Origin of the sequence: Microbacterium halotolerans (assembly GCF_003569805.1) — a bacterium.
Classification (GTDB): Bacteria; Actinomycetota; Actinomycetes; order Actinomycetales; family Microbacteriaceae; genus Microbacterium; species Microbacterium halotolerans.
On record NZ_KZ984052.1, the window covers coordinates 493,847 to 513,630 of the forward strand.

A 19,784-nucleotide genomic window follows, 5' to 3' on the forward strand; every position below is an offset into this window, starting at 1 on the left:
TCTTAAGGCGAGGAGCACCATGAGCGAAGTTGACGGCCTGACCTGGGCCAGAGGACGCGGGCTCGGCCCCCTCGGCGACAAGATGGGAATCGAGCTCGTCGAATTCGGTGTCGACCGCGCGGTCGCGACCATGCCCGTCGAGGGCAATCAGCAGGGCGTCGGGCTCCTGCACGGCGGCGCGTACGTCGTGCTGGGAGAGTCGCTCGGCTCCATGGCCGCCAACCTCCACTGCGGCCCCGATCGCCTGGCCGTCGGCGTCGACATCAACGCCACGCACACCTCATCGGCGACAGACGGCATCGTCACCGGCGTGTGCACACCGATCCACCTCGGCGGTTCCATGACGGTGCACGAGATCGTCATCACGAACGAGCAGGGCAAGCGCTGCTCCACGGTGCGCATCACGAACGCCATCCGCAACCGCCCCGGCTTCTCCTTCTACGGCACCGCATAGGGCATCCGGACGCAGAAGAGCCCCGCCAAAGCGAGGCTCTTCTCATGTCCACGCGCTGCGCGCGGAGGATCGGTTCGCAGGAGCGTCGATCGCAAGGCGGAGGAGGGAAGCGGGCCGAGAGCCCGCTGACCGACGACAACGCAGCGAGCGGCGTGCCTGCGGACCGATCAGCCCTTTTTCGGGGAGAGCTGCTCGATGATGGCCTTCGCAACGTCCTGCATGGTGAGGCGGCGGTCCATCGAAGCCTTCTGGATCCAGCGGAAGGCGTCGGGCTCGGCCAGGCCCATCTTCTCGTTCAGCAGGCCCTTCGCGCGGTCGACGAGCTTGCGCGTCTCGAAGCGCTCCACCATGTCGGCGACCTCGGCTTCGAGCGTGATGAGCTGCTCATGCCGCGCCAGCGCGATCTCGATCGCCGGCAGCAGGTCATTCGGAGTGAACGGCTTCACGACGTACGCGAGCGCGCCCGCCTCGCTCGCGCGCTCGACGAGCTCCTTCTGACTGAAGGCCGTCAGCAGGACCACAGGGGCGATATTGTTCTTGCTCAGCTTCTCGGCAGCGGAGATGCCGTCGAGCTGAGGCATCTTCACGTCCATGACGACGAGGTCAGGACGCAGCTCGGTCGCGAGCTGAACCGCCGTCTCGCCGTCGCCGGCCTCCCCGACCACGTCGAACCCGTTGTCGCGGAGGATCTCCACGATATCGAGACGAATCAGAGACTCGTCCTCCGCCACAACAACGCGTCGTGATGCGCCGGCCGTCGTCTGCTCGTCGTTCTGCTCTTCACTCACTGTCTCATCCTAAAGCCTGTAGTTCCGTACCGTCTGTAGGCGTCGCCGGTCCGGAGCACCCGTGGCAATAAGATTCCGGATCGCCTGCCCCGCCCGGGCGCGTCGCCCCTGTGACGTGCGTCCCAACTACCCCCGCGGCCCGATGCGACCAACACACCATGGGGGCAACGTTCTCGACACGACCAGCGTTCTCATAGCGGCCGAACAGTTCCCTATGTGACCAACGCTCCCCCGCCCCGCAGGGTTCGGCACGATCTGGTGCACGAAGTGCGCCCGATCGCCTGCCGAACCCGAGGACTCCAGAGAACGCAACGAGATTCTTCGGCCCTTCAGGCCGAAGAATCTCGTGCCGGCGGTGGGATTCGAACCCACACGCCCTTGCGGACAACGCATTTTGAGTGCGTCGCGTCTACCGTTCCGCCACGCCGGCTTGGGAACGAGCCTACCTGTGGGCAGGCTCGTTCCCGTGTGAAACCCGTGAAGGGTCAGCCCTGCTGGTACACCGGTGCTGCGCCGCCGACGGCGTCGCCCACCCTGTGCACGCGCAGATCGTTGGTCGAGCCTGCGATCCCTGGAGGCGAACCGGAGATCACGACCACGCGGTCGCCCTCGGAAGCGAGCCCCTGCTCGAGGAGGTAGTCGTCGACCTGGTGGAACATCAAGTCGGTGTGATCGACCATCTCGACCAGCGTCGAGGTGATTCCCCATGTCATCGCCATCCGGCGGCGGGTCTGCTCCACCGGCGTGAAGGCGACCATCGGAATGCGTGAACGCAGTCGCGACATGCGGCGAGCCGAGTCGCCCGACTGGGTGAAGACGCACAGGAACTTCGCCTCGACGAACTCCGCGACCTCGATCGCGGCCTTCGTGATCACGCCGCCCTGTGTGCGCGGACGATTCGTGAGCGACTCGATGCGGTCGAGACCGTGCTCCTCCGTCGACGCGACGATGCGCGCCATGGTGGCCACAGTGGTGACGGCGTGCTCGCCGACGCTCGTCTCGCCCGAGAGCATGACCGCGTCAGCGCCGTCGAGGATGGCGTTGGCCACGTCGCTCGTCTCCGCACGGGTCGGAACCGGGTTCTGGATCATCGACTCGAGCATCTGCGTGGCCACGATGACCGGTTTCGCCAGGCGACGCGCAAGCGACACGGCGCGCTTCTGCACAAGCGGAACCGCCTCGAGCGGAAGCTCGACGCCCAGATCACCGCGGGCGACCATGATGCCGTCGAACGCTTCGACGATGCCCTCGAGTGCGTCGACCGCCTGCGGCTTCTCGATCTTGGCGATGATCGGGCGGCGCACACCCTCCTCGTCCATGATCTCGTGGGCGCGCACGACGTCGGTTGCGTTGCGCACGAACGAGAGGGCGATGATGTCGCATCCCTTGCGGAGGGCCCAGCGCAGGTCCTCTTCGTCCTTCGCGCTCAGAGCCGGCACGTTGACGGCGACGCCTGGCAGGTTGATGCCCTTGTTGTTCGACACGGGGCCGCCGACGATCACCTTCGTGGTCACTACGGTGCCGTCGGTGTCGACGACCTCGACGCGCACCTTGCCGTCATCGATCAGCAGGAAGTCGCCCGGCTTCACGTCGGCAGGGAGTCCCTTGAAGGTCGTCGAGACGATCTCCTTGGTGCCGGCGACGTCGTCGATGGTGATCTTGAAGATGTCGCCCTCGGCCAGCTCGTGCGGGCCGTTCTCGAACTTGCCGAGCCGGATCTTCGGCCCCTGCAGGTCGGCGAGGACTGCAACGGGCTTGCTGAACTCAGCGGCAGCGCCGCGAACGTTGTCGTAGTTCGCGTCGTGGACCGAGTGGTCTCCGTGGCTCAGGTTCAGTCGGGCGACGTCCACGCCCGCCTCGATGAGTTCCCGAACCTTGTCTTTGGTGGAAGTCGCCGGACCGAGGGTCGCGACGATCTTGGCACGTCTCAAATTTCACACCTTCCGCACGTGTGTTGCCATGGCTCCGCAGCGCCCGATCCGCACGATGGGGCCGCAGGCCGTTTTACGGCCCGCCGAAACAGCGAGCCGCCTTCGCAATGCTACAGGCCGATCGGCGCGTCCGTGGGCTGCACGGGAACGGGCAGCGCCGTCTCGCCCATCAGGAACTCGTCGACCTTCGCCGCGGCCGCACGGCCCTCGGCGATCGCCCAGACGATCAGTGACTGACCACGGCCGGCGTCGCCAGCGACGAACACCCCGGCGGCGTTGGTCTGGTAGTGCTCGTCGCGCCAGGTGTTGCCGCGCTCGGTGAACTGCGCGCCGAGCTGCCCCTCGAGCGACTCACGCTCCGGGCCGGTGAAGCCCATCGCGATCAGCACAAGATCAGCAGGGATGTCGCGCTCTGTGCCGGCCTTGGGCACGCGCGCCCCATCCACGAACTCGGTCTCGGCCACACGCAGTGCGCGAACCTCGCCCGCGTCGTTGGAGATGAACTCGACGGTCGATGCGAGGTAGGCCCGCTCGCCGCCCTCTTCGTGCGCCGAGGAGACCTCGAATACGGTCGGCGCCATGGGCCATGGCTGGTGCTCGGGGCGTGTGTCCGCCGGACGCTTTCCGATCGCGAGATTCGTGACGCTCAGCGCACCCTGGCGGTGCGCGCTTCCGATGCAGTCCGCTCCGGTGTCACCGCCGCCGATCACGACGACGTGCTTGCCGTGCGCGCTGATCTGACCAGGAACCTGGTCACCGGCGGTCGCGCGGTTCGATTCCGTGAGGTATTCCATCGCGAAGTGCACGCCCTCGAGCTCACGACCGGGCAGCGGCAGATCGCGCGGCACCGTCGCACCCGTGGCGACCACGACGGCGTCGTAGCGCCCGCGCAGCTCCTCCCACGTGATGTCCTCGCCGATCGTCACTCCCGCACGGAAACGAGTGCCCTCGTCCCGCATCTGACGCAGACGCGTCTCGATGTGGTGCTTCTCCATCTTGAAGTCGGGGATGCCGTAGCGCAGCAGACCGCCGATGCGGTCGTCGCGCTCGTACACGGCCACCGTGTGGCCTGCGCGAGTGAGCTGCTGCGCGGCGGCGAGACCCGCTGGTCCCGAACCGACGACCGCGACGGTCTTGCCCGTCAGCCGCGCCGGCGGCTTCGGCTCGACCCAGCCGTTCGACACGGCCTCGTCGATGATCGACACCTCGACCTGCTTGATCGTGACGGCCGGCTGGTTGATGCCGAGCACGCAGGCGCTCTCGCAAGGTGCAGGGCACAGCCGACCGGTGAACTCAGGGAAGTTGTTCGTCGCGTGCAGACGCTCGATGGCGCCGCGCGCGTCGCCGCGCCAGGTCTGATCATTCCACTCCGGGATCAGGTTGCCCAGCGGGCAGCCCTGATGGCAGAAGGGCACGCCGCAGTCCATGCAGCGCCCGGCCTGGCGGCGGAGCACCGCTTTGTCTCCCGGCTCGTAGACCTCTTTCCAGTCCATGATCCGAACGGGAACGGGACGGCGTGCGGGGAGCTCGCGCTCCGTGGTCTTGAGAAAGCCCTTGGGGTCAGCCACGGGTCACCTCCAGGATTCGGTTCCAGACGACGTCGCCATCGGGATCGAGGCCCTCGTCGAGAGCATCCTGACGCGTCTGCAGTACGGCGGCGTAGTCGCGCGGCACGATCTTCGTGAACTCGGCCACGACAGTCTCAAGGTTGGCGAGCAGGCGCGCAGCCGCCTCGGATTCGGTGTGTTCGATGTGCTCGGCGAGCAGGTCGCGCAGAATCTCGACGTCACCGGAGCCGAGTTCGCCGAGGGTGAGCTCGCCGGACGCGAGCGAATCGCTGTTGACGAGCGAGGGTTCCAGGCGGTGCACGTAGGCCGTCCCGCCGGACATGCCCGCACCCAGGTTGCGTCCCGTGCCGCCGAGGATCACGGCGAGGCCGCCCGTCATGTATTCGAGTGCGTGGTCGCCCACGCCCTCGACGACGGCGGTCGCACCGGAGTTGCGCACGAAGAACCGCTCCCCCACGACGCCGCGCAGGAACATCGAGCCGCTCGTCGCGCCGTATCCGATCACGTTTCCGGCGATCACATTCTGCGATGCATCGAAGGTCGCCTGTCGTGGCGGTCGCACGATGACGCGTCCCCCCGACAATCCCTTGCCGACGTAGTCGTTGGAGTCCCCTTCGAGATTCAGCGTGATGCCGCCGGGCAGGAACGCTCCGAACGACTGTCCGGCCGATCCCGTCAGATTCACGGTGATCGACTCAGGGGGCAGCCCGTTCTCGCCGCGCGCCTTCGTGACGTGGTGGCCGAGCAGCGTGCCGACGGAGCGGGCGGTGTTGCGCACCGGCAGATCGATCGTGATGCTGCCTGTGCCGTCGATGACCTCGCGCGCGGCGTCGATCAGCTGCACGTCGAAGTGGGAGTCGAGCTCGTGGTCCTGCTTCCGCACTCGACGACGCGATTCACCATCGCCGAACTCCGGTCCGTAGAGGATCGGCGACAGGTCGAGACCGTCAGCCTTCCAGTGCGAGATCGCACCGTCGATGTCGAGCAGGTCGCTGCGCCCGACGGCCTCGTCGATCGAACGCAGCCCCAGCTCTGCCAGATATTCGCGGACCTCCTGAGCGATGAACTCCATGAAGTTGACCACGTGCTCCGCCTTGCCGGTGAAGCGCGAACGAAGCGTCGGGTTCTGCGTCGCCACGCCGACCGGGCAGGTGTCGAGATGGCACACGCGCATCATGATGCAGCCGCTGACCACGAGGGGTGCGGTGGCGAAGCCGAACTCCTCAGCGCCGAGCAGCGCGCCGATGACCACGTCACGACCCGTCTTCAGCTGCCCGTCGACCTGCACGGAGACACGGTCGCGCATGCCGTTGAGCATGAGTGTCTGCTGGGTCTCGGCGAGCCCCAGCTCCCACGGCGTTCCTGCGTGCTTGAGCGAGTTCAGCGGGCTGGCGCCGGTGCCGCCGTCATGGCCCGACACCAGGATGACGTCGCTGAGCGCCTTCGCGACGCCCGCGGCGACCGCGCCGATGCCCGACTGGCTCACCAGCTTGGTGTGCACCCGCGCGTCAGGGTTTGCCCGCTTCAGGTCGTGGATGAGCTGCTTGAGGTCCTCGATGGAGTAGATGTCGTGGTGCGGAGGCGGAGAGATCAGCCCGACACCGGCGGTGGCGTGGCGGGTGCGAGCCACCCACGGGTACACCTTGCCAGGCGGCAGCTGGCCGCCCTCCCCCGGCTTCGCGCCCTGCGCGAGCTTGATCTGGATGTCGTCGGCTTCGGTGAGATACATGCTCGTGACGCCGAAGCGCCCCGACGCGACCTGCTTGATCGAACTGCGCCGTTCAGGATCGCGCAGACGGTCCAGGTCTTCCCCGCCCTCGCCCGTGTTCGACTTCCCGCCGAGGCGGTTCATCGCGATCGCGAGCGTCTCGTGCGCTTCGCGCGAGATGGAGCCATAGCTCATCGCGCCAGTGGAGAATCGCTTCACGATCTCCGAGACGGGCTCGACCTCCTCGATCGGAATCGGCGTGCGCCCCTTCTGCTTGAACTGGAACAGGCCGCGCAGGGTCTTCAGCTCCGCCGCCTGGTCGTCGACGAGCTTGGTGTACTCGCGGAAGATGTCGTATCGCCCGGTGCGCGTGGAATGCTGCAGCCGGAACACCGTGTCGGGATTGAACAGGTGAGCTGCACCGTCACGGCGCCACTGGTACTCGCCGCCGGTCCACAGCCGCTCATGTGTTCGGGGCGCGCGGTCCGTCGGGTAGGCGAACGCGTGCCTGGCCGCAGTCTCTGCGGCGATCTCCGTCAGGCCCATGCCGGAGATCTTCGTCTCCGTTCCGGCGAAGTACTTGTCGACGAGCTCGTGCGACAGGCCGACCGCCTCGAACACCTGCGCGCCCGTGTACGAAGAGACGGCGGAGATGCCGATCTTCGACATGATCTTCAGCACGCCCTTGCCCAGTGCGTAGATCAGGTTCTTCACGGCCTGCTCCGCCGTGACGTCGGTGACGACGCCGCTGCGGACCAGCTCCTCGGCCGATTCCATCGCCAGGTAGGGGTTCACGGCACTCGCGCCGAAGCCCAGCAGCGTCGCCACGTGATGCACCTCGCGGACGTCGCCTGCCTCAGCGACGAGGCCGACCGCCATCCGGGTCTCGTTCCGGATGAGGTGGTGGTGTACGGCGGAGACTGCCAGAAGCGACGGGATCGGAGCGAATTCCGCATCGCTGTCACGGTCGGTGATGACGATGAACTGCGCACCGTTCGCGATCGCGCGGTCCGCCTCGCGGCACATCTGGTCGAGCCGCTTCTGCATGCCCTTCGCGCCGGCCGTGACGCGGTACAGCGCAGAGATCGTGACGGCCTCGCGTCCCGGCATCGAGGACGAGATGTGCTGGATCTTGGCGAGCTCGTCGTTGTCGATCACCGGAAAGTCGAGACTGATCGCCCACGCGTGCTCCGGACCCCACGTGCACAGGTTGCCCTCGCTGCCGAGCTTCGTGCGCAGACTGGTGACGACCTCCTCGCGGATGGAGTCGAGCGGTGGGTTGGTCACCTGTGCGAACTGCTGCGCGAAGTAGTCGAACAGCAGCCGTGGCCGCTTGCTGAGCACGGCGATGGGCGTGTCGGAGCCCATCGCGCCGATGGGCTCCGCTCCCTTGGCCCCCATCGGGCCGATCAGAATCTTCAGCTCTTCCTCGGTGTAGCCGAAGGTGCGCTGGCGGCGCCGGATGGAGGTGGCGGGGTGGACGAGGTGTTCGCGCTCCGGCAGGTCGGCCAGTCGGACGGTGCCCTTCTCGAGCCACTCGCCCCATGGCGCGACCGTGGCGATCTCCTTCTTCACCTCGGCGTCGGAGCGGATCCTGCCCTCCGCCGTGTCGACGACGAACATCGTGCCCGGCTGCAGGCGTCCGCGACGGGCGATGCGCTCCGGCTCGAACTCGAGCACGCCGGTCTCGCTGCCGATGACCACGAGGCCGTCGGTCGTGACCGTCCACCGCCCGGGGCGGAGGCCGTTGCGGTCGAGGGTCGCCACGACCTGCGTGCCGTCCGTGGCCAGCAGCGCGGCAGGGCCGTCCCAAGGCTCCATGAGCCCCGCGTGGTAGTCGTAGAACGCGCGTACGTCCGTGTCCATGTCAGGCTTGCGCTCGTAGGCCTCCGGCACCATCATCATCATCACGTGCGGCAGGCTGCGCCCGGTGAGCTCGAGCATCTCGAGCACCTCGTCGAACGAAGCGGAGTCGCTCTCGTCGTCGGAGCAGATGGGCAGGATCGGCTCGATGTCGCCGAGCAGCTCACTGGCGAGCTGCGACTGGCGCGCGCGCATCCAGTTGCGGTTGCCGCTGACGGTGTTGATCTCGCCGTTGTGTGCCATCATGCGCAGCGGCTGCGCAAGCGGCCATGACGGGAAGGTGTTCGTCGAGTACCGTGAGTGCACTATGGCGAGCTCGCTGGCGAACCGCTCGTCCTGCAGGTCGAGGTAGAACGGCTCCAGCTGCAGTGTCGTGACCATGCCCTTGTACCCGATCGTGCGGGCGGAGAGCGTCACGAAGTAGGCGCCTGCCTCGTGCTGGGCGCGCTTGCGGAGCCGGTAGGCGCGGCGGTCCAGCTCGATGCCGCGCAGCGGGCTGACGTGGCCCGCCTGAGCGCTGGCCACGAACACCTGCTCGATCGCCGGCTGAGCGTCTCGCGCGAGACGCCCGAGGTTGCCCGATTCGACCGGCACCTCGCGCCATCCGAGGACGTGCAGGTTCTCCGTTGCGGCGATGCGCTCGATCTGGCGCTTCTGCTTCTCCCGCTCGAGGCGATCGGTGGGCAGGAACGCCGCACCTGCGGCGTACTCGCCGACGGGCGGCAGGTCGAACGAGAGCTCGTCGCGGAAGAACGCGTCGGGCATCTGCACGAGGATTCCCGCACCGTCTCCCGTTCCCGCGTCGGACCCGATCGCTCCGCGGTGCTCGAGGTTGCGCAGCGCCTCCAGCGCGAGCGACACGATGTCGTGCCCCGCCTCGCCGCGAAGGGTCGCGACCATGGCCAGGCCGCACGCATCCTTCTCGAACTGGGGGTTGTACATTCCCTGGCGAGGAGGATACGCGCCGCTGGCGCCGTACGGAGGCTGGAACTGCATGTATCTACCGTCTTTCCGTCGGGGCTGAGAGAACGAAAGCGGATGACGGCCTCGCGCTGGGCCGCCATCCGCGCGATCGTACCCGTGTCCTTTCCGAAAGGACAGCAGAGCTTCTAGATCGTCACGTTGCTTGTGGCGGCGCGTCAGCGATGGCCTTCGACTCAGCGGGGTCGCTTACGTCGACGAAGTCATCTGTATTCGAGTGTATGTCGTCAAGGTTACGATCATGTTTCCCTGCGCGGTACGGCGACGGTTCGGTGCCCGTGTGCCTCCGTGTCTGCACGATGAGAATCACGATGCCGACAACAATAGCGGCAATCGACGCCCACACGTTCGTCCGCAGCCCGAACAGCACTTCGCTGGGGTCGATCCGGATGCTCTCCCAGACCGCACGACCCGCGCCGTACCAGATCAGATACACGGCGAACAGGCGCCCCCACTGCATCGCCAGCTTGCGGCCGGCCCAGAGCAGCACGATCACACCGAGAACGTTCCAGATCACCTCGTACGCGAAGGTCGGGTGGAACAGCGTGCCGGGTTCGAGGCCCACGGGGATCGCGGCGTTGTCGTCGTCGATCTCGAGCCCCCACGGCAGATCGGTCGGCAGGCCGAACAGCTCCTGGTTGAACCAGTTGCCGAACCGGCCCATCGCCTGAGCGAGCAGGAGGCCAGGCGCGAGCGCGTCGGCGAAGGTGAAGAATCGGATGCCGGTCCAGCGGCATCCGAGCCATGCGCCGATCGCACCGCCGATCAGCGCACCGTAGATGGCGATGCCGCCCTCCCAGATGGCCCACACAGAGCCGGGTTCCGAGAGGTTCCAGGGATTGGAGCCCTCACCGAAGTAGTAGTCGGGGTGGGTGACGACGTGGAAGGCGCGGGCGAAGACGATCGCCAGGGGAACAGCGAGCAGCGCGATGTCGATGACGATCCACGGCTCGGCGCCGCGCTTGGTCAGCCGACGGTTGGTGAGGATCGTCGCGGCGATGATGCCCGCGATGATGCACAGCGCGTAGATGTGGATCGTGAACTGGCCGAACGAGAACGGACCGATGTTCCACGGACCGAAGTTCCACGTCCAGGAATCGATCGGTGGGGAGGGAATGCTCGACAGGACGTTCGCCAGTGCGGAAGACAGCATGATCGCGAGTCTACTTCTCCAGATGTGGTGGGTTTACAGCGAACTATCGGCGCGTGCCTGCGACGAGTTCACGGGTCAGTTCTGCCACGGCGTCGACGCCGCCGTCCCGCAGCGCGCGCACGAGGGCCGTGCCCACGATGGCACCGTCGGCGTACTCGACGACGTCGTGCACCTGCTGAGCGGTCGAGATGCCGATGCCGACGCAGGCGCGGATGTCGCTGTGCTCGCGGATGCGGCCGACGAGGGCGCGCGCGGCACGGTCGAGCTCTTCGCGTTCTCCGGTGATGCCCATGGTCGACACCGTGTAGACGAACCCGGTGCTCGATGAAGTCACCATGTCGAGGCGTTCGTCCGAAGACGTCGGGGCGGCCAGGAAGATCCTGTCGAGCCCCGTGCGTTCGCTGGTGGAGATCCACTCGGGGGCGGCATCCGGCGTCACATCCGGTGTGATCAGGCCCGCTCCGCCCGCGGCGAGGAGATCGTCGGCGTAGCGATCGAGGCCGTACTGCACGACCAGGTTCCAGTACGTCATCACGACGACCGGCACATCGGTGCGCGATGCGACCTCCTTCACCGCGGTGAACAGATCGCGTGTGCGGAAGCCCGCTTCCAAGGCGGCGTTGGTCGCCTCCTGGATCACGGGGCCGTCCATCACCGGGTCGGAGTAGGGCGGACCGAACTCGATCACGTCAGCGCCGTTGTCCGCCAGCGCCACGGCCGCCTCGATGCTCGTGCCCAGGTCGGGGAAGCCGACGGGCAGGTAGCCGATGAACGCGCCGCGCCCCTCGTCGTGCGCCGCGCTGATCGCTGCCGCCACCCGGCTCATGCGATCTCCCCCTCGTCTGTCGGCGCATCATACAGATCGAAGTACTGCGCCGCGGTGTCCATGTCCTTGTCGCCGCGACCGGAGAGGCACACGGCGAGGATCGCGTCTTCGCCCAGTTCGCGGCCGATCCGGATGGCCCCGGCCAGTGCGTGCGCCGATTCGATCGCCGGAATGATGCCCTCGGTTCTGCTGAGCAGGCGCAGCGCCTGCATCGCGTCGTCGTCCGTTGCGGGGATGTAGGTGGCCCGCCCGATCGAGGCGAGCCACGAGTGCTCGGGACCGACGCCCGGATAGTCGAGCCCCGCCGAGATGGAATGGGACTCGGTCGTCTGGCCGTCGTCGTCCTGCAGCACGAACGTGCGGGCGCCGTGCAGCACGCCGGGGCGACCCCGCTCGATCGAGGCGGCGTGGCGCTCGGTGTCGACGCCCTCACCCGCTGCCTCGACGCCGTAGAGGGCGACGGATTCGTCGTCGATGAACGCGTCGAACATGCCGATCGCGTTGGAACCTCCTCCGACACAGGCGATCACGGCGTCCGGAAGCTGCCCTGCGCGTTCGTGCAGCTGCTCGCGGGCCTCCTCCGAGATGACCTTCTGGAAGTCGCGCACCATGGCAGGGAACGGGTGAGGCCCGGCCGCCGTGCCGAAGATGTAGTTGGTGTCCTCGACGCTGGCGACCCAGTCGCGATAGGCCTCATTGATCGCATCCTTGAGCGTTCGCGATCCGGTCGTCACCGGGATCACCTCGGCACCGAGCAGCCGCATCCTGGCGACATTGAGCGCCTGACGCTCGGTGTCGACCTCGCCCATGTAGATCCGGCACTCCATGCCGAACAGGGCGGCGGCCGTCGCCGTCGCGACACCGTGCTGGCCGGCGCCGGTCTCGGCGATCACACGGGTCTTGCCGAGGCGCCTCGTGAGCAGCACCTGACCGAGAACGTTGTTGATCTTGTGGCTGCCGGTGTGGTTGAGGTCCTCGCGCTTCAGGAAGATGCGCGCGCCGCCTGCGTGCTCGGCGAAGCGCGGCACCTCGGTCAGCGCCGAGGGCCGGCCGGCGTAGTCGCGCAGCAGGCCCTTCAGCTCCTCGGCGAACGTCGGGTCGGCCATCGCGTCGCGGTGCGCCGCGTCGAGCTCGTCGATCGCGGCGATGAGCGACTCCGGCATGAACCGTCCACCGAACTCGCCGTAGAACGGACCGGGCTGATCACGCAGATTCGTCACGCTCCCGCCTCCAGAAAACTCGTCAGGGTCGCTACGGGGTCGCCGGTGACCAGCGCCTCCCCGATGAGCACCACGTCGGCGCCGGCCGCACGGTAGTGCGCGACATCGGCTGGGGTCTTGACAGCGGATTCCGCGATCTTGATCGCGTCATCCGGAATGGACTCTGCGAGCCGCCCGAACAGGTTCTGGTCGAGCTCGAAGGTCGTCAGATCGCGAGCGTTGATGCCGATCAGCGGCGCGCCCAGCGTCGCGGCGCGCGCGACCTCGTCGGCCGAGTGCGCCTCGACGAGCGGGGTCATGCCCAGTTCGACGATCAGGCGGTACAGCTCCTGCAGCGTCGGCTGGTCGAGCGCTGCGACGATGAGCAGCACCAGGTCGGCGCCCGCCGCCCGCGCTTCGAACACCTGGTACGGAGTGGCGATGAAGTCCTTGCGGAGCACGGGCAGCGTCACGTGCTGCTTCACGACTGTGAGGTCGTCGAGCGAGCCGCGGAATCGGCGCTGCTCCGTGAGGACGCTGATGGTGCTCGCCCCGCCGAGCTCATAGGCGGCCGCCTGCGCCGCGGGATCCGGGATCTCTGCGAGCTGTCCGCGCGAGGGGCTCGCGCGCTTCACCTCGGCGATGATCTTCACCCGGTCGCTCGGTGCGAGCACCGCGACCGCGTCGCGTGCGGGCGCCAGTGCCAGCGCGGCCTTCTCCACCTCCGCGAGCGGTCGCTCCTCCTGGCGGGCCTGCGCGTCCTGCACCGACCCGTCCGTCAGATCGGCCAGGAGTGACATCAGTGCGCCTTCGACTGGTGCTTCGCGCCGTTCGCGCCGAAGCCGGCCTTCTTCATGATGAAGCCGACGATCGGACCGACGATGAACACGATCACGCCGACGATGAGCACGACCCACGCCTCGAAGAACAGCGCCACCGTCGCGATCGACAGGCCGATCAGCATCAGAAGGACGTTGGCCCATGCGGCCGGTGAATGGCCGTGTCCTGGATCGGCGAGGGGGTTGCTCATACGAATGTCCCTTTCGGAGTTGCGGGGTCGCCGTCGAGTCTATCGGTTCACGGAATGCGGCCGTGCGCGCTCAGCGGGTCGGGTCTTCGCCGTGGGAGAGCTCGTCCCAGGAGTCGATCGGATCCACGGGGCCGGACGAGGGCGCCGCTGGCGAGGTGTCGAAGCGACGGCCGCCCCTTCGCCAGCCGTGTGCCGTTGCGAGGGTGAGCAACCCGGCCAGAACCGCGACGACGGCGCCGACCAGGCTCACGGCAGGCCATGGACTGAGCGCGATCCCGGTGACGAGGTCCGCCACGGCTTCGACGCCGGCCAGCCCGGTGTGCTCGGTGACCGTGGTCGCGACGGCGGTGACGGGACGCTCGACCAGCACTGGCATGATCGCGACGGTCATCGCGACCCCTGCGGCGGTCGCCAGCACCCCGAGCGCGTAGCGCAGCACGCGTGCGACGAGCGTCAGCACGAGTGCCAGCGCGAGCACTGCCAGTGCGAGCGGCTGCACGATCGGGAGCGCGTCGGAGCCGGTCACCGGAATGTCGGTCTGCGCGACGACGGCCGTCAGCCAGGTCTGTGTCGTGCCGAGCAGCACAGTGCCGCCTGCGACGAGGAGGAGCACGACGGAGATGAAGCGTGCCCGACGAGCGATGAACCCGCCGGAGGTCATTCGTCGCCTGTGACGGGGATCAGGTCGCGCTGGACGTGCTCGCCGTCCGAGTCGAAGCATGTGCGGGTGCCGGTGTGGCACGCGGCGCCGGTCTGGTCGACCTCGAGCAGCACCGTATCGGCGTCGCAGTCGACGCGGGCGCCGACCACCCGTTGCGTGTGCCCCGAGGTGTCGCCCTTGCGCCACAGCTCGCCGCGGGAGCGCGACCAGTACACGGCGCGGCCCGTGGTGAGCGTGAGGCGCAGGGCCTCACGGTTCATCCACGCCATCATCAGCACGTCGCGCGTGTCGTGCTGCTGCACGATGGCGGGCACCAGGCCGTCGCTGTTGAAGGCGACGCCGTCGAGGCGTTCGTCCACGGTGCTCATCGGACGGTGACCCCCTCACTCGCCATGGCTTCCTTCACCTGCGAGATCGTCAGCTGACCGGAGTGGAACACGCTCGCGGCGAGCACAGCGTCAGCGCCCGCCGTGATCGCGGGTGCGAAGTGCTCAGGCGCTCCGGCACCGCCGGAGGCGATCACGGGAACGGTGGCGAGTTCGCGCATCGCCGAGATGAGTTCGAGGTCGAAGCCGTTCCTGGTGCCGTCGGCATCGATCGAGTTGACCAGCAGCTCGCCCGCTCCGCGCTCGATCGCTTCTCGTGCCCAGTCGAGGGCGTCGATGTCGGTCTCGGTGCGGCCGCCGTGAGTCGTCACGACGAACCCGGATGCCGTGCCGGGCGCGCGCTTGACGTCGAGCGAGAGCACCAGTGCCTGGGCGCCGTATCGATCAGCGATCTCGTCGAGCAGATCGGGACGGCGGATGGCCGCAGAGTTCACGCCGACCTTGTCTGCGCCGACGCCCTGCAGACGGGCGACGTCGTCGACGGAGCGCACTCCCCCTCCGACGGTCAGCGGGATGAAGACCTCTTCGGCCGTGCGCTGCACGACGTCGTACATCGTGGCGCGGTCATCGACGGTGGCCGTCACATCGAGGAAGGTGAGCTCGTCGGCGCCCTGGTCGAAGTAGGCGCTGGCCAGTTCGACGGGGTCGCCCATCTCGCGCAGGTTCTGGAAGTTGACGCCCTTGACCACGCGCCCCGATGCGACATCGAGGCACGGGATCACCCTGGTGGCGACATCGGCCATATCAGAGCCTCGCGTTGTGGATCTCGGTCACGAGCAGCGCGCGCGCACCCAGCTCGTAGAGTTCGTCCATCACTCTGTTCACGCTGTTGCGGGGCGTCATCACGCGCACCGCGACCCAGTCGAGGTCGCGCAGCGGGGAGATGGTGGGAGACTCCATGCCGGGAGCGATCGACGCGGCCCGGTCGATGAGGTTCTGCGGCAGGTCGAAGTCGAGCATCACGTAGCGGCGCGCGACGAGCACACCGCGAAGGCGACGCACGAGGCGGTCGACGCCCTCCGCCTGCTCCGGTGCCTGGATCAGCACGGCCTCCGATCTCAGCAGCACGTCGCCGAAGATCTCCAGGCCCGCTTGGCGCAGCGTCGTGCCGGTGGAGACGACATCCGCGACGGCGTCGGCGACGCCCAGGTCGACGGCCGATTCGACGGCACCGTCGAGGCGCACGACGTCGACCTCGATGCCTCGGTCGGCGAGGAACGATGCGACCAGGCCCGGATAGGCGGTGGCGACGCGCATGCCGGCCAGGTCGCTCAGCTCGTGGAAGCGACTGGGCGGCCCGGCGAAGCGGAAGGTCGAGCCGCCGAAGCCGAGCGCCTCGATCTCGGTCGCCGGCTCGCGGGTGTCGAGCAGCAGGTCGCGTCCGGTGATACCGACGTCGAGAGCGCCGGACGCGACGTATGTGGCGATGTCGCGCGGACGCAGGTAGAAGAACTCGACATCATTGGCGTCGTCGATCAGGTGCAGCTGTTTCGAGTCGCGACGGGTGGCGTAGCCCGCCTCATCGAGCATCTCGATGGCGGTCTGTGAGAGGGATCCCTTGTTCGGGACGGCGATGCGGAGCATGGTGGCCTTCGTTCGTGTCTACGGTTGGTTCATCCGGATCTGCTGGCGCCGATCACAGATGTCGGTAGACGTCCTCGGGGCTCAGGCCCTTGGCGATCATCATCACCTGCACGTGGTACAGCAGCTGCGAGATCTCCTCGGCCGCTTCGTCATCGGTCTCGTACTCGGCGGCCATCCACACCTCGGCGGCCTCCTCGACGATCTTCTTGCCGATCGTGTGGATGCCGGCGTCGAGCTCGCGGACCGTGCCCGACCCTTCGGGACGCACGCGTGCCTTCTCGGTCAGCTCCGAGAACAGGGAGTCGAAGGTCTTCACCCATCCAGGCTACCGGTTGCGAGGGGCCGCTTCGTTCATCCGGATGCCGAGCCGGGCACCGTTCAGCGCGGCGAATGACTGTGGGCACGCGCCAGTTCGCGCAGGTCCCCGATGGCGCTCTCGACGTCGGAGGCGCCGAACACGGCGGAGCCCGCGACGAACGTGTCGGCACCTGCCGCGGCCGCCTGCTCGATCGTGCCCGGTTGGATGCCGCCGTCGACCTGGAGCCACACCTCGGAGCCGTGCTTCTGCGCCTGCGAGCGCAGCTGTTCGATCTTGTGCATCGTGCCGGAGATGAACGACTGCCCGCCGAAGCCCGGTTCGACGGTCATCACCAGGATCTGGTCGAACTCGTCGAGGTAGTCGAACAGCTGCTCGGGGGGCGTGCCCGGTTTGATCGCGATACCGGCACGGGCGCCGATCTCGCGCAGCCGGCGGGCGAGGGCGATCGGCTCGCCCGCCGCCTCCAGGTGGAAGGTGACCGAGGCAGCCCCGATCTCCGCGTACCCCGGCGCCCAGCGATCCGGGTCGTCGATCATGAGGTGCACGTCGAGCGGCACGGGGCTCGTCGCCTGCACTCGCTCGACCATCTGCGGGCCGAAGGTGAGATTCGGCACGAAATGGTTGTCCATCACGTCGACGTGAACGAAATCGGCTCCCGCGATGCGGGCGAGATCTGCCTCCATGTTCACGAAGTCGGCGGAGAGGATGCTCGGGTTGATGCGCGGGGCGGCGGGAAGACTCACCCGCCCATTATCCCCCTCACCGTCAGCGGGTGCGCCGCAGCAGGGAGAGGAACATCGCATCCGTGCCGTGGCGGTGCGGCCACAGCTGTGCTCGGCCGGAGCCGTCTGCAGGTTCTGCGAGGTCGATCTCGTCGAGGGACACGGCGCGGATCGCTTCACGGGAGTCGAGCTCTTCGACAGCGTCACCCAGCTCGTCCGTGATGCGTGACACGACTGCGGCTGTCTCTGCCAGGTGGGGTGAGCAGGTGATGTACGCGACGACACCGCCCGGCTTCAGCGCCCGGATCGCCTCGCGCAGCAGCTGCTCCTGCAGCTCGGCCAGCTCCGCGACGTCCGCCGGCCGCTTGCGCCAACGCGCCTCCGGCCGGCGGCGCAGCGCGCCGAGCCCCGTGCACGGGGCGTCGACCAGGATGCGGTCGTACGTCCCTTGGCGTTCAGAGGCCAGTTCCCGTCCGTCCTGCTCCGCCACCTCGACGTTCCCTGGAACTGCGTCGAGCGCCCTGCGCACCAGCTCGGCCCGGTGCGGCGACAGCTCATTCGCATCGAGCACGGCGCCGCGCTCGCGCGCCTCCGCCGCCAGCAGCGCTGTCTTGCCGCCGGGGCCTGCGCACAGATCGAGCCAGCGCTCCGATGCCGGCGCCTCGATGCCGACTGCACCATCCGCTTCCCCCGCCTGGCGTGCGTCGGCCGCACCGAGGTCGAGGCGCGACAGCGCCAGCGCCACCAGCTGCGAGCCCTCGTCCTGCACCCGGATGCGCCCGCCGGATGACCGCACGAGCGGCTCAGGGTCGCCGCTCGCGGCGCTGAACCCTACGGGTGAGAACGGCGTGCGAGGCGCGTCGGGCTCTGCGAGCCCCGGCAGTGCGATCATCGTCACACGAGGCGAGGCGTTGTCCGCCTCGAGCAGCTCGACCAGCTCATCAGCCCGGCCTTCTGCGGCGAGTGCCCGCCGGAACGCCCTGATCACCCATACCGGATGCGAGTGGCGCGCCGCGAGCCGATCGTCGTCGGAGCGCGCCGCTTCCTCGAGGATGCTGATCCACTCGTCGAGCCCGCGTTCGGCGACCCTGCGCAGCACCGCGTTCGAGAATCCCGCGGCGCCTCGGCCGCCCGACTCACGCACCAGCTCGACGGACTCGTTGACGGCGGCGTGCCTCGCCACCCGTGTCGACAGCAGCTGATGCGCGCCGAGACGCAGTGCGTCGAGAACCGGTGCATCGATGTCGGCGGCATCTCGACGTGCCGCGGTCGCGATGATTCGGTCGTATGTGCCGATGCGCCGCAGCGTGCCGTAGGTAAGCTCTGTGGCGAGCCCCGCGTCCGCACCGTTCAGCCCCGCACGTTCGATCTCGCGAGGCAGCAGCAGGTTCGCGTAGGCGTCGTCGTCGGTCACCGCACGCAGCACGACGTATGCGACGCGGCGGGAGTTCTGCACGCGCGTGCGCGCGCGACCGCCGTCGCGCTGTGCACGGCGGTCGACGTCATCGCGGCGGTTCCGGACCGGCGCTCCATCGTCGCGTTCACGGGAAGCGTGCTCGTTCCGATTGTCACGCCGCGGCGGACCGGAACCATCGCTGCGGCGTGCCGGGCCATGACCGTTGGCCGAGTCTCCGGATCGTCCGCCGTTCATGAGCCGAGCCTGACGTCGCCGCGCTGGCCGCGGAACCAGTCCGCCGCATTCATCGCACCCTTGCCCGCAGGCTGCACCCGGGTCAGCAGCACGGCGCCGTCGCCCGTGCCTGCGAACACGCCATCCGCGGCCGCCGCGAGTTCGCCTGGCGCCAGTTCCGGTGCGTCGTCGGCCGGAGAGGCCTCGTGGATCTTGAACCTCTCCCCCGCGACGGTGGTGTGCGATCCGGGTTCCGGAGTGACGCCCCTGTGACGGTCGAGCACGTGTGCGGCCGGTTCTCCCCACCGCACCCGGCCGTCGTCGAGTGCGAGTTTGGCCGCGTGGGTCGCCTCACCTTGCTGTGGGTCCGCGGTCGCGGTGCCGTCTGCGATGCCCGCGACGACGTCCGCCACCAGCCGTGCACCGGAATCGGCGAGCTCGGCCAGAACGTCGGCTGCCGTGGCATCGGGGGAGATCTCGTGGCGCAGCTGCGCGTACACGTCGCCGGCGTCGAGCTCGGGCACGAGTCGGAACACCGCGGCGCCCGTCTCTCGATCGCCGGCGATCAGCGCCCTCTGCACGGGGGCAGCGCCCCGCCAGCGCGGCAGCAGCGAGAAGTGCAGGTTGATCCAGCCGTGCTCCGGCGCGGACAGCAGGGGTTCCCGCACGAGCCCGCCGTAGGCGACGACGACGGCGAGCTCGGCGCCCAGCGCGACGAGCTGCTCGGTCGCCTCGTCATCGAGACGCGCGGTCTTCAGCACGGGCAGGCCCATCTCGTCGGCGGCCTGTGCAACGGGCGACGGCGTCACCACCCGCTTCCGGCCGAGCGGCGCATCCGGTCTGGTGACGACCATCCGGATGTCATGCTCTGCCGCGTGCAGAGCTCGCAGCGTCGGAACGGCGGCCGCGGGAGTGCCCGCGAAGATCAGTCTCACGAAAATGTGCTCCGGTCATCGGTTGCGCGGCCGCCGAGGGCCGCAG

At 68.2% G+C, this 19,784-nt stretch carries 18 protein-coding genes and 1 tRNA gene; 1 reads left to right on the forward strand and 18 read right to left on the reverse strand.

What is annotated here, in order from left to right; all coding sequences use genetic code 11:
• The first annotated feature begins 19 nt into the window (after positions 1-19).
• Positions 20-454: a PaaI family thioesterase gene (locus DZG09_RS11620; RefSeq protein WP_119697870.1), complete on the forward strand. Its 435-nt coding sequence runs from the start codon at positions 20-22 to the stop codon at positions 452-454.
• A gap of 167 nt (positions 455-621) precedes the next feature.
• On the opposite strand, the gene DZG09_RS11625 is transcribed toward DZG09_RS11620, so the two are convergent.
• The 18 genes from DZG09_RS11625 to fmt form a co-directional block, all read right to left on the reverse strand.
• On the reverse strand, positions 622-1,242 hold the full coding sequence (locus DZG09_RS11625; RefSeq protein WP_087055433.1) for an ANTAR domain-containing response regulator: 621 nt from the start codon (positions 1,240-1,242) through the stop codon (positions 622-624).
• Positions 1,243-1,589: 347 nt separating this feature from the next.
• A tRNA-Leu gene (locus DZG09_RS11630) sits at positions 1,590-1,672 on the reverse strand.
• A gap of 55 nt (positions 1,673-1,727) precedes the next feature.
• The gene (gene pyk / locus DZG09_RS11635) at positions 1,728-3,173 is read right to left on the reverse strand and encodes a pyruvate kinase (RefSeq protein WP_119697871.1); all 1,446 of its coding nucleotides are present in this window, start codon (positions 3,171-3,173) and stop codon (positions 1,728-1,730) included.
• A 110-nt stretch (positions 3,174-3,283) separates the two neighbouring features.
• Positions 3,284-4,741: a glutamate synthase subunit beta gene (locus tag DZG09_RS11640; RefSeq protein ID WP_119697872.1), complete on the reverse strand. Its 1,458-nt coding sequence runs from the start codon at positions 4,739-4,741 to the stop codon at positions 3,284-3,286.
• Positions 4,734-9,308 carry a glutamate synthase large subunit gene (gene gltB, locus DZG09_RS11645; RefSeq protein ID WP_119697873.1) on the reverse strand — a complete coding sequence of 1,525 codons (4,575 nt, stop codon included), beginning with the start codon at positions 9,306-9,308 and terminating at the stop codon, positions 4,734-4,736. The genes DZG09_RS11640 and gltB overlap by 8 nt, the downstream gene beginning before the upstream one ends.
• Positions 9,309-9,429: 121 nt before the next feature.
• Positions 9,430-10,446, reverse strand: a complete 1,017-nt coding sequence (gene lgt, locus DZG09_RS11650) for a prolipoprotein diacylglyceryl transferase (protein ID WP_119697874.1) — start codon at positions 10,444-10,446, stop codon at positions 9,430-9,432.
• Positions 10,447-10,489: 43 nt separating this feature from the next.
• Entirely contained in the window at positions 10,490-11,272 is a 783-nt protein-coding gene (trpA, locus tag DZG09_RS11655) for a tryptophan synthase subunit alpha (RefSeq protein WP_119697875.1), read from the reverse strand.
• Entirely contained in the window at positions 11,269-12,435 is a 1,167-nt protein-coding gene (gene trpB, locus DZG09_RS11660; RefSeq protein ID WP_205529165.1) for a tryptophan synthase subunit beta, read from the reverse strand. The genes trpA and trpB overlap by 4 nt, the downstream gene beginning before the upstream one ends.
• A gap of 53 nt (positions 12,436-12,488) precedes the next feature.
• Positions 12,489-13,271 (reverse strand): indole-3-glycerol phosphate synthase TrpC, encoded by a 783-nt coding sequence (gene trpC / locus DZG09_RS11665; RefSeq protein WP_119697877.1) that lies wholly within the window; start codon positions 13,269-13,271, stop codon positions 12,489-12,491.
• Complete coding sequence (locus DZG09_RS11670) at positions 13,271-13,501, reverse strand: HGxxPAAW family protein (protein ID WP_119697878.1); 231 nt, start codon at positions 13,499-13,501, stop codon at positions 13,271-13,273. The genes trpC and DZG09_RS11670 overlap by 1 nt, the downstream gene beginning before the upstream one ends.
• Positions 13,502-13,571: 70 nt before the next feature.
• On the reverse strand, positions 13,572-14,162 hold the full coding sequence (locus DZG09_RS11675) for a Trp biosynthesis-associated membrane protein (RefSeq protein WP_119697879.1): 591 nt from the start codon (positions 14,160-14,162) through the stop codon (positions 13,572-13,574).
• Complete coding sequence (hisI, locus tag DZG09_RS11680) at positions 14,159-14,530, reverse strand: phosphoribosyl-AMP cyclohydrolase (protein ID WP_119697880.1); 372 nt, start codon at positions 14,528-14,530, stop codon at positions 14,159-14,161. Before hisI ends, DZG09_RS11675 begins: the two co-directional genes overlap by 4 nt.
• A complete protein-coding gene (gene hisF / locus DZG09_RS11685) occupies positions 14,527-15,291 on the reverse strand; it encodes an imidazole glycerol phosphate synthase subunit HisF (protein WP_119697881.1) in 765 nt (254 codons plus the stop codon). Before hisF ends, hisI begins: the two co-directional genes overlap by 4 nt.
• A gap of 1 nt (position 15,292) precedes the next feature.
• Entirely contained in the window at positions 15,293-16,132 is an 840-nt protein-coding gene (gene hisG, locus DZG09_RS11690; RefSeq protein ID WP_119697882.1) for an ATP phosphoribosyltransferase, read from the reverse strand.
• A gap of 52 nt (positions 16,133-16,184) precedes the next feature.
• Positions 16,185-16,448 carry a phosphoribosyl-ATP diphosphatase gene (locus DZG09_RS11695; RefSeq protein ID WP_119697883.1) on the reverse strand — a complete coding sequence of 88 codons (264 nt, stop codon included), beginning with the start codon at positions 16,446-16,448 and terminating at the stop codon, positions 16,185-16,187.
• 62 nt (positions 16,449-16,510) lie between these two features.
• Positions 16,511-17,194, reverse strand: coding sequence for a ribulose-phosphate 3-epimerase (rpe, locus tag DZG09_RS11700; RefSeq protein ID WP_276116230.1), 684 nt, complete (start codon positions 17,192-17,194; stop codon positions 16,511-16,513).
• A 22-nt stretch (positions 17,195-17,216) separates the two neighbouring features.
• Positions 17,217-18,824: an RsmB/NOP family class I SAM-dependent RNA methyltransferase gene (locus tag DZG09_RS11705; protein WP_119697885.1), complete on the reverse strand. Its 1,608-nt coding sequence runs from the start codon at positions 18,822-18,824 to the stop codon at positions 17,217-17,219.
• Positions 18,821-19,738: a methionyl-tRNA formyltransferase gene (gene fmt / locus DZG09_RS11710; protein WP_119697886.1), complete on the reverse strand. Its 918-nt coding sequence runs from the start codon at positions 19,736-19,738 to the stop codon at positions 18,821-18,823. The genes DZG09_RS11705 and fmt overlap by 4 nt, the downstream gene beginning before the upstream one ends.
• Positions 19,739-19,784: the final 46 nt, after the last annotated feature.

Coding starts and splice junctions, on each gene's coding strand:
- DZG09_RS11620 (WP_119697870.1), top strand. CDS start 20: ATGAGCGAAGTTGACGGCCTGACCTGGGCCAGAGGACGCGGGCTCGGC.
- gltB (WP_119697873.1), bottom strand. CDS start 9,308: ATGCAGTTCCAGCCTCCGTACGGCGCCAGCGGCGCGTATCCTCCTCGC.
- lgt (WP_119697874.1), bottom strand. CDS start 10,446: ATGCTGTCTTCCGCACTGGCGAACGTCCTGTCGAGCATTCCCTCCCCA.
- trpA (WP_119697875.1), bottom strand. CDS start 11,272: ATGAGCCGGGTGGCGGCAGCGATCAGCGCGGCGCACGACGAGGGGCGC.
- trpB (WP_205529165.1), bottom strand. CDS start 12,435: ATGCCGGAGTCGCTCATCGCCGCGATCGACGAGCTCGACGCGGCGCAC.
- trpC (WP_119697877.1), bottom strand. CDS start 13,271: ATGTCACTCCTGGCCGATCTGACGGACGGGTCGGTGCAGGACGCGCAG.
- DZG09_RS11670 (WP_119697878.1), bottom strand. CDS start 13,501: ATGAGCAACCCCCTCGCCGATCCAGGACACGGCCATTCACCGGCCGCA.
- DZG09_RS11675 (WP_119697879.1), bottom strand. CDS start 14,162: ATGACCTCCGGCGGGTTCATCGCTCGTCGGGCACGCTTCATCTCCGTC.
- hisI (WP_119697880.1), bottom strand. CDS start 14,530: ATGAGCACCGTGGACGAACGCCTCGACGGCGTCGCCTTCAACAGCGAC.
- hisF (WP_119697881.1), bottom strand. CDS start 15,291: ATGGCCGATGTCGCCACCAGGGTGATCCCGTGCCTCGATGTCGCATCG.
- hisG (WP_119697882.1), bottom strand. CDS start 16,132: ATGCTCCGCATCGCCGTCCCGAACAAGGGATCCCTCTCACAGACCGCC.
- DZG09_RS11705 (WP_119697885.1), bottom strand. CDS start 18,824: ATGAACGGCGGACGATCCGGAGACTCGGCCAACGGTCATGGCCCGGCA.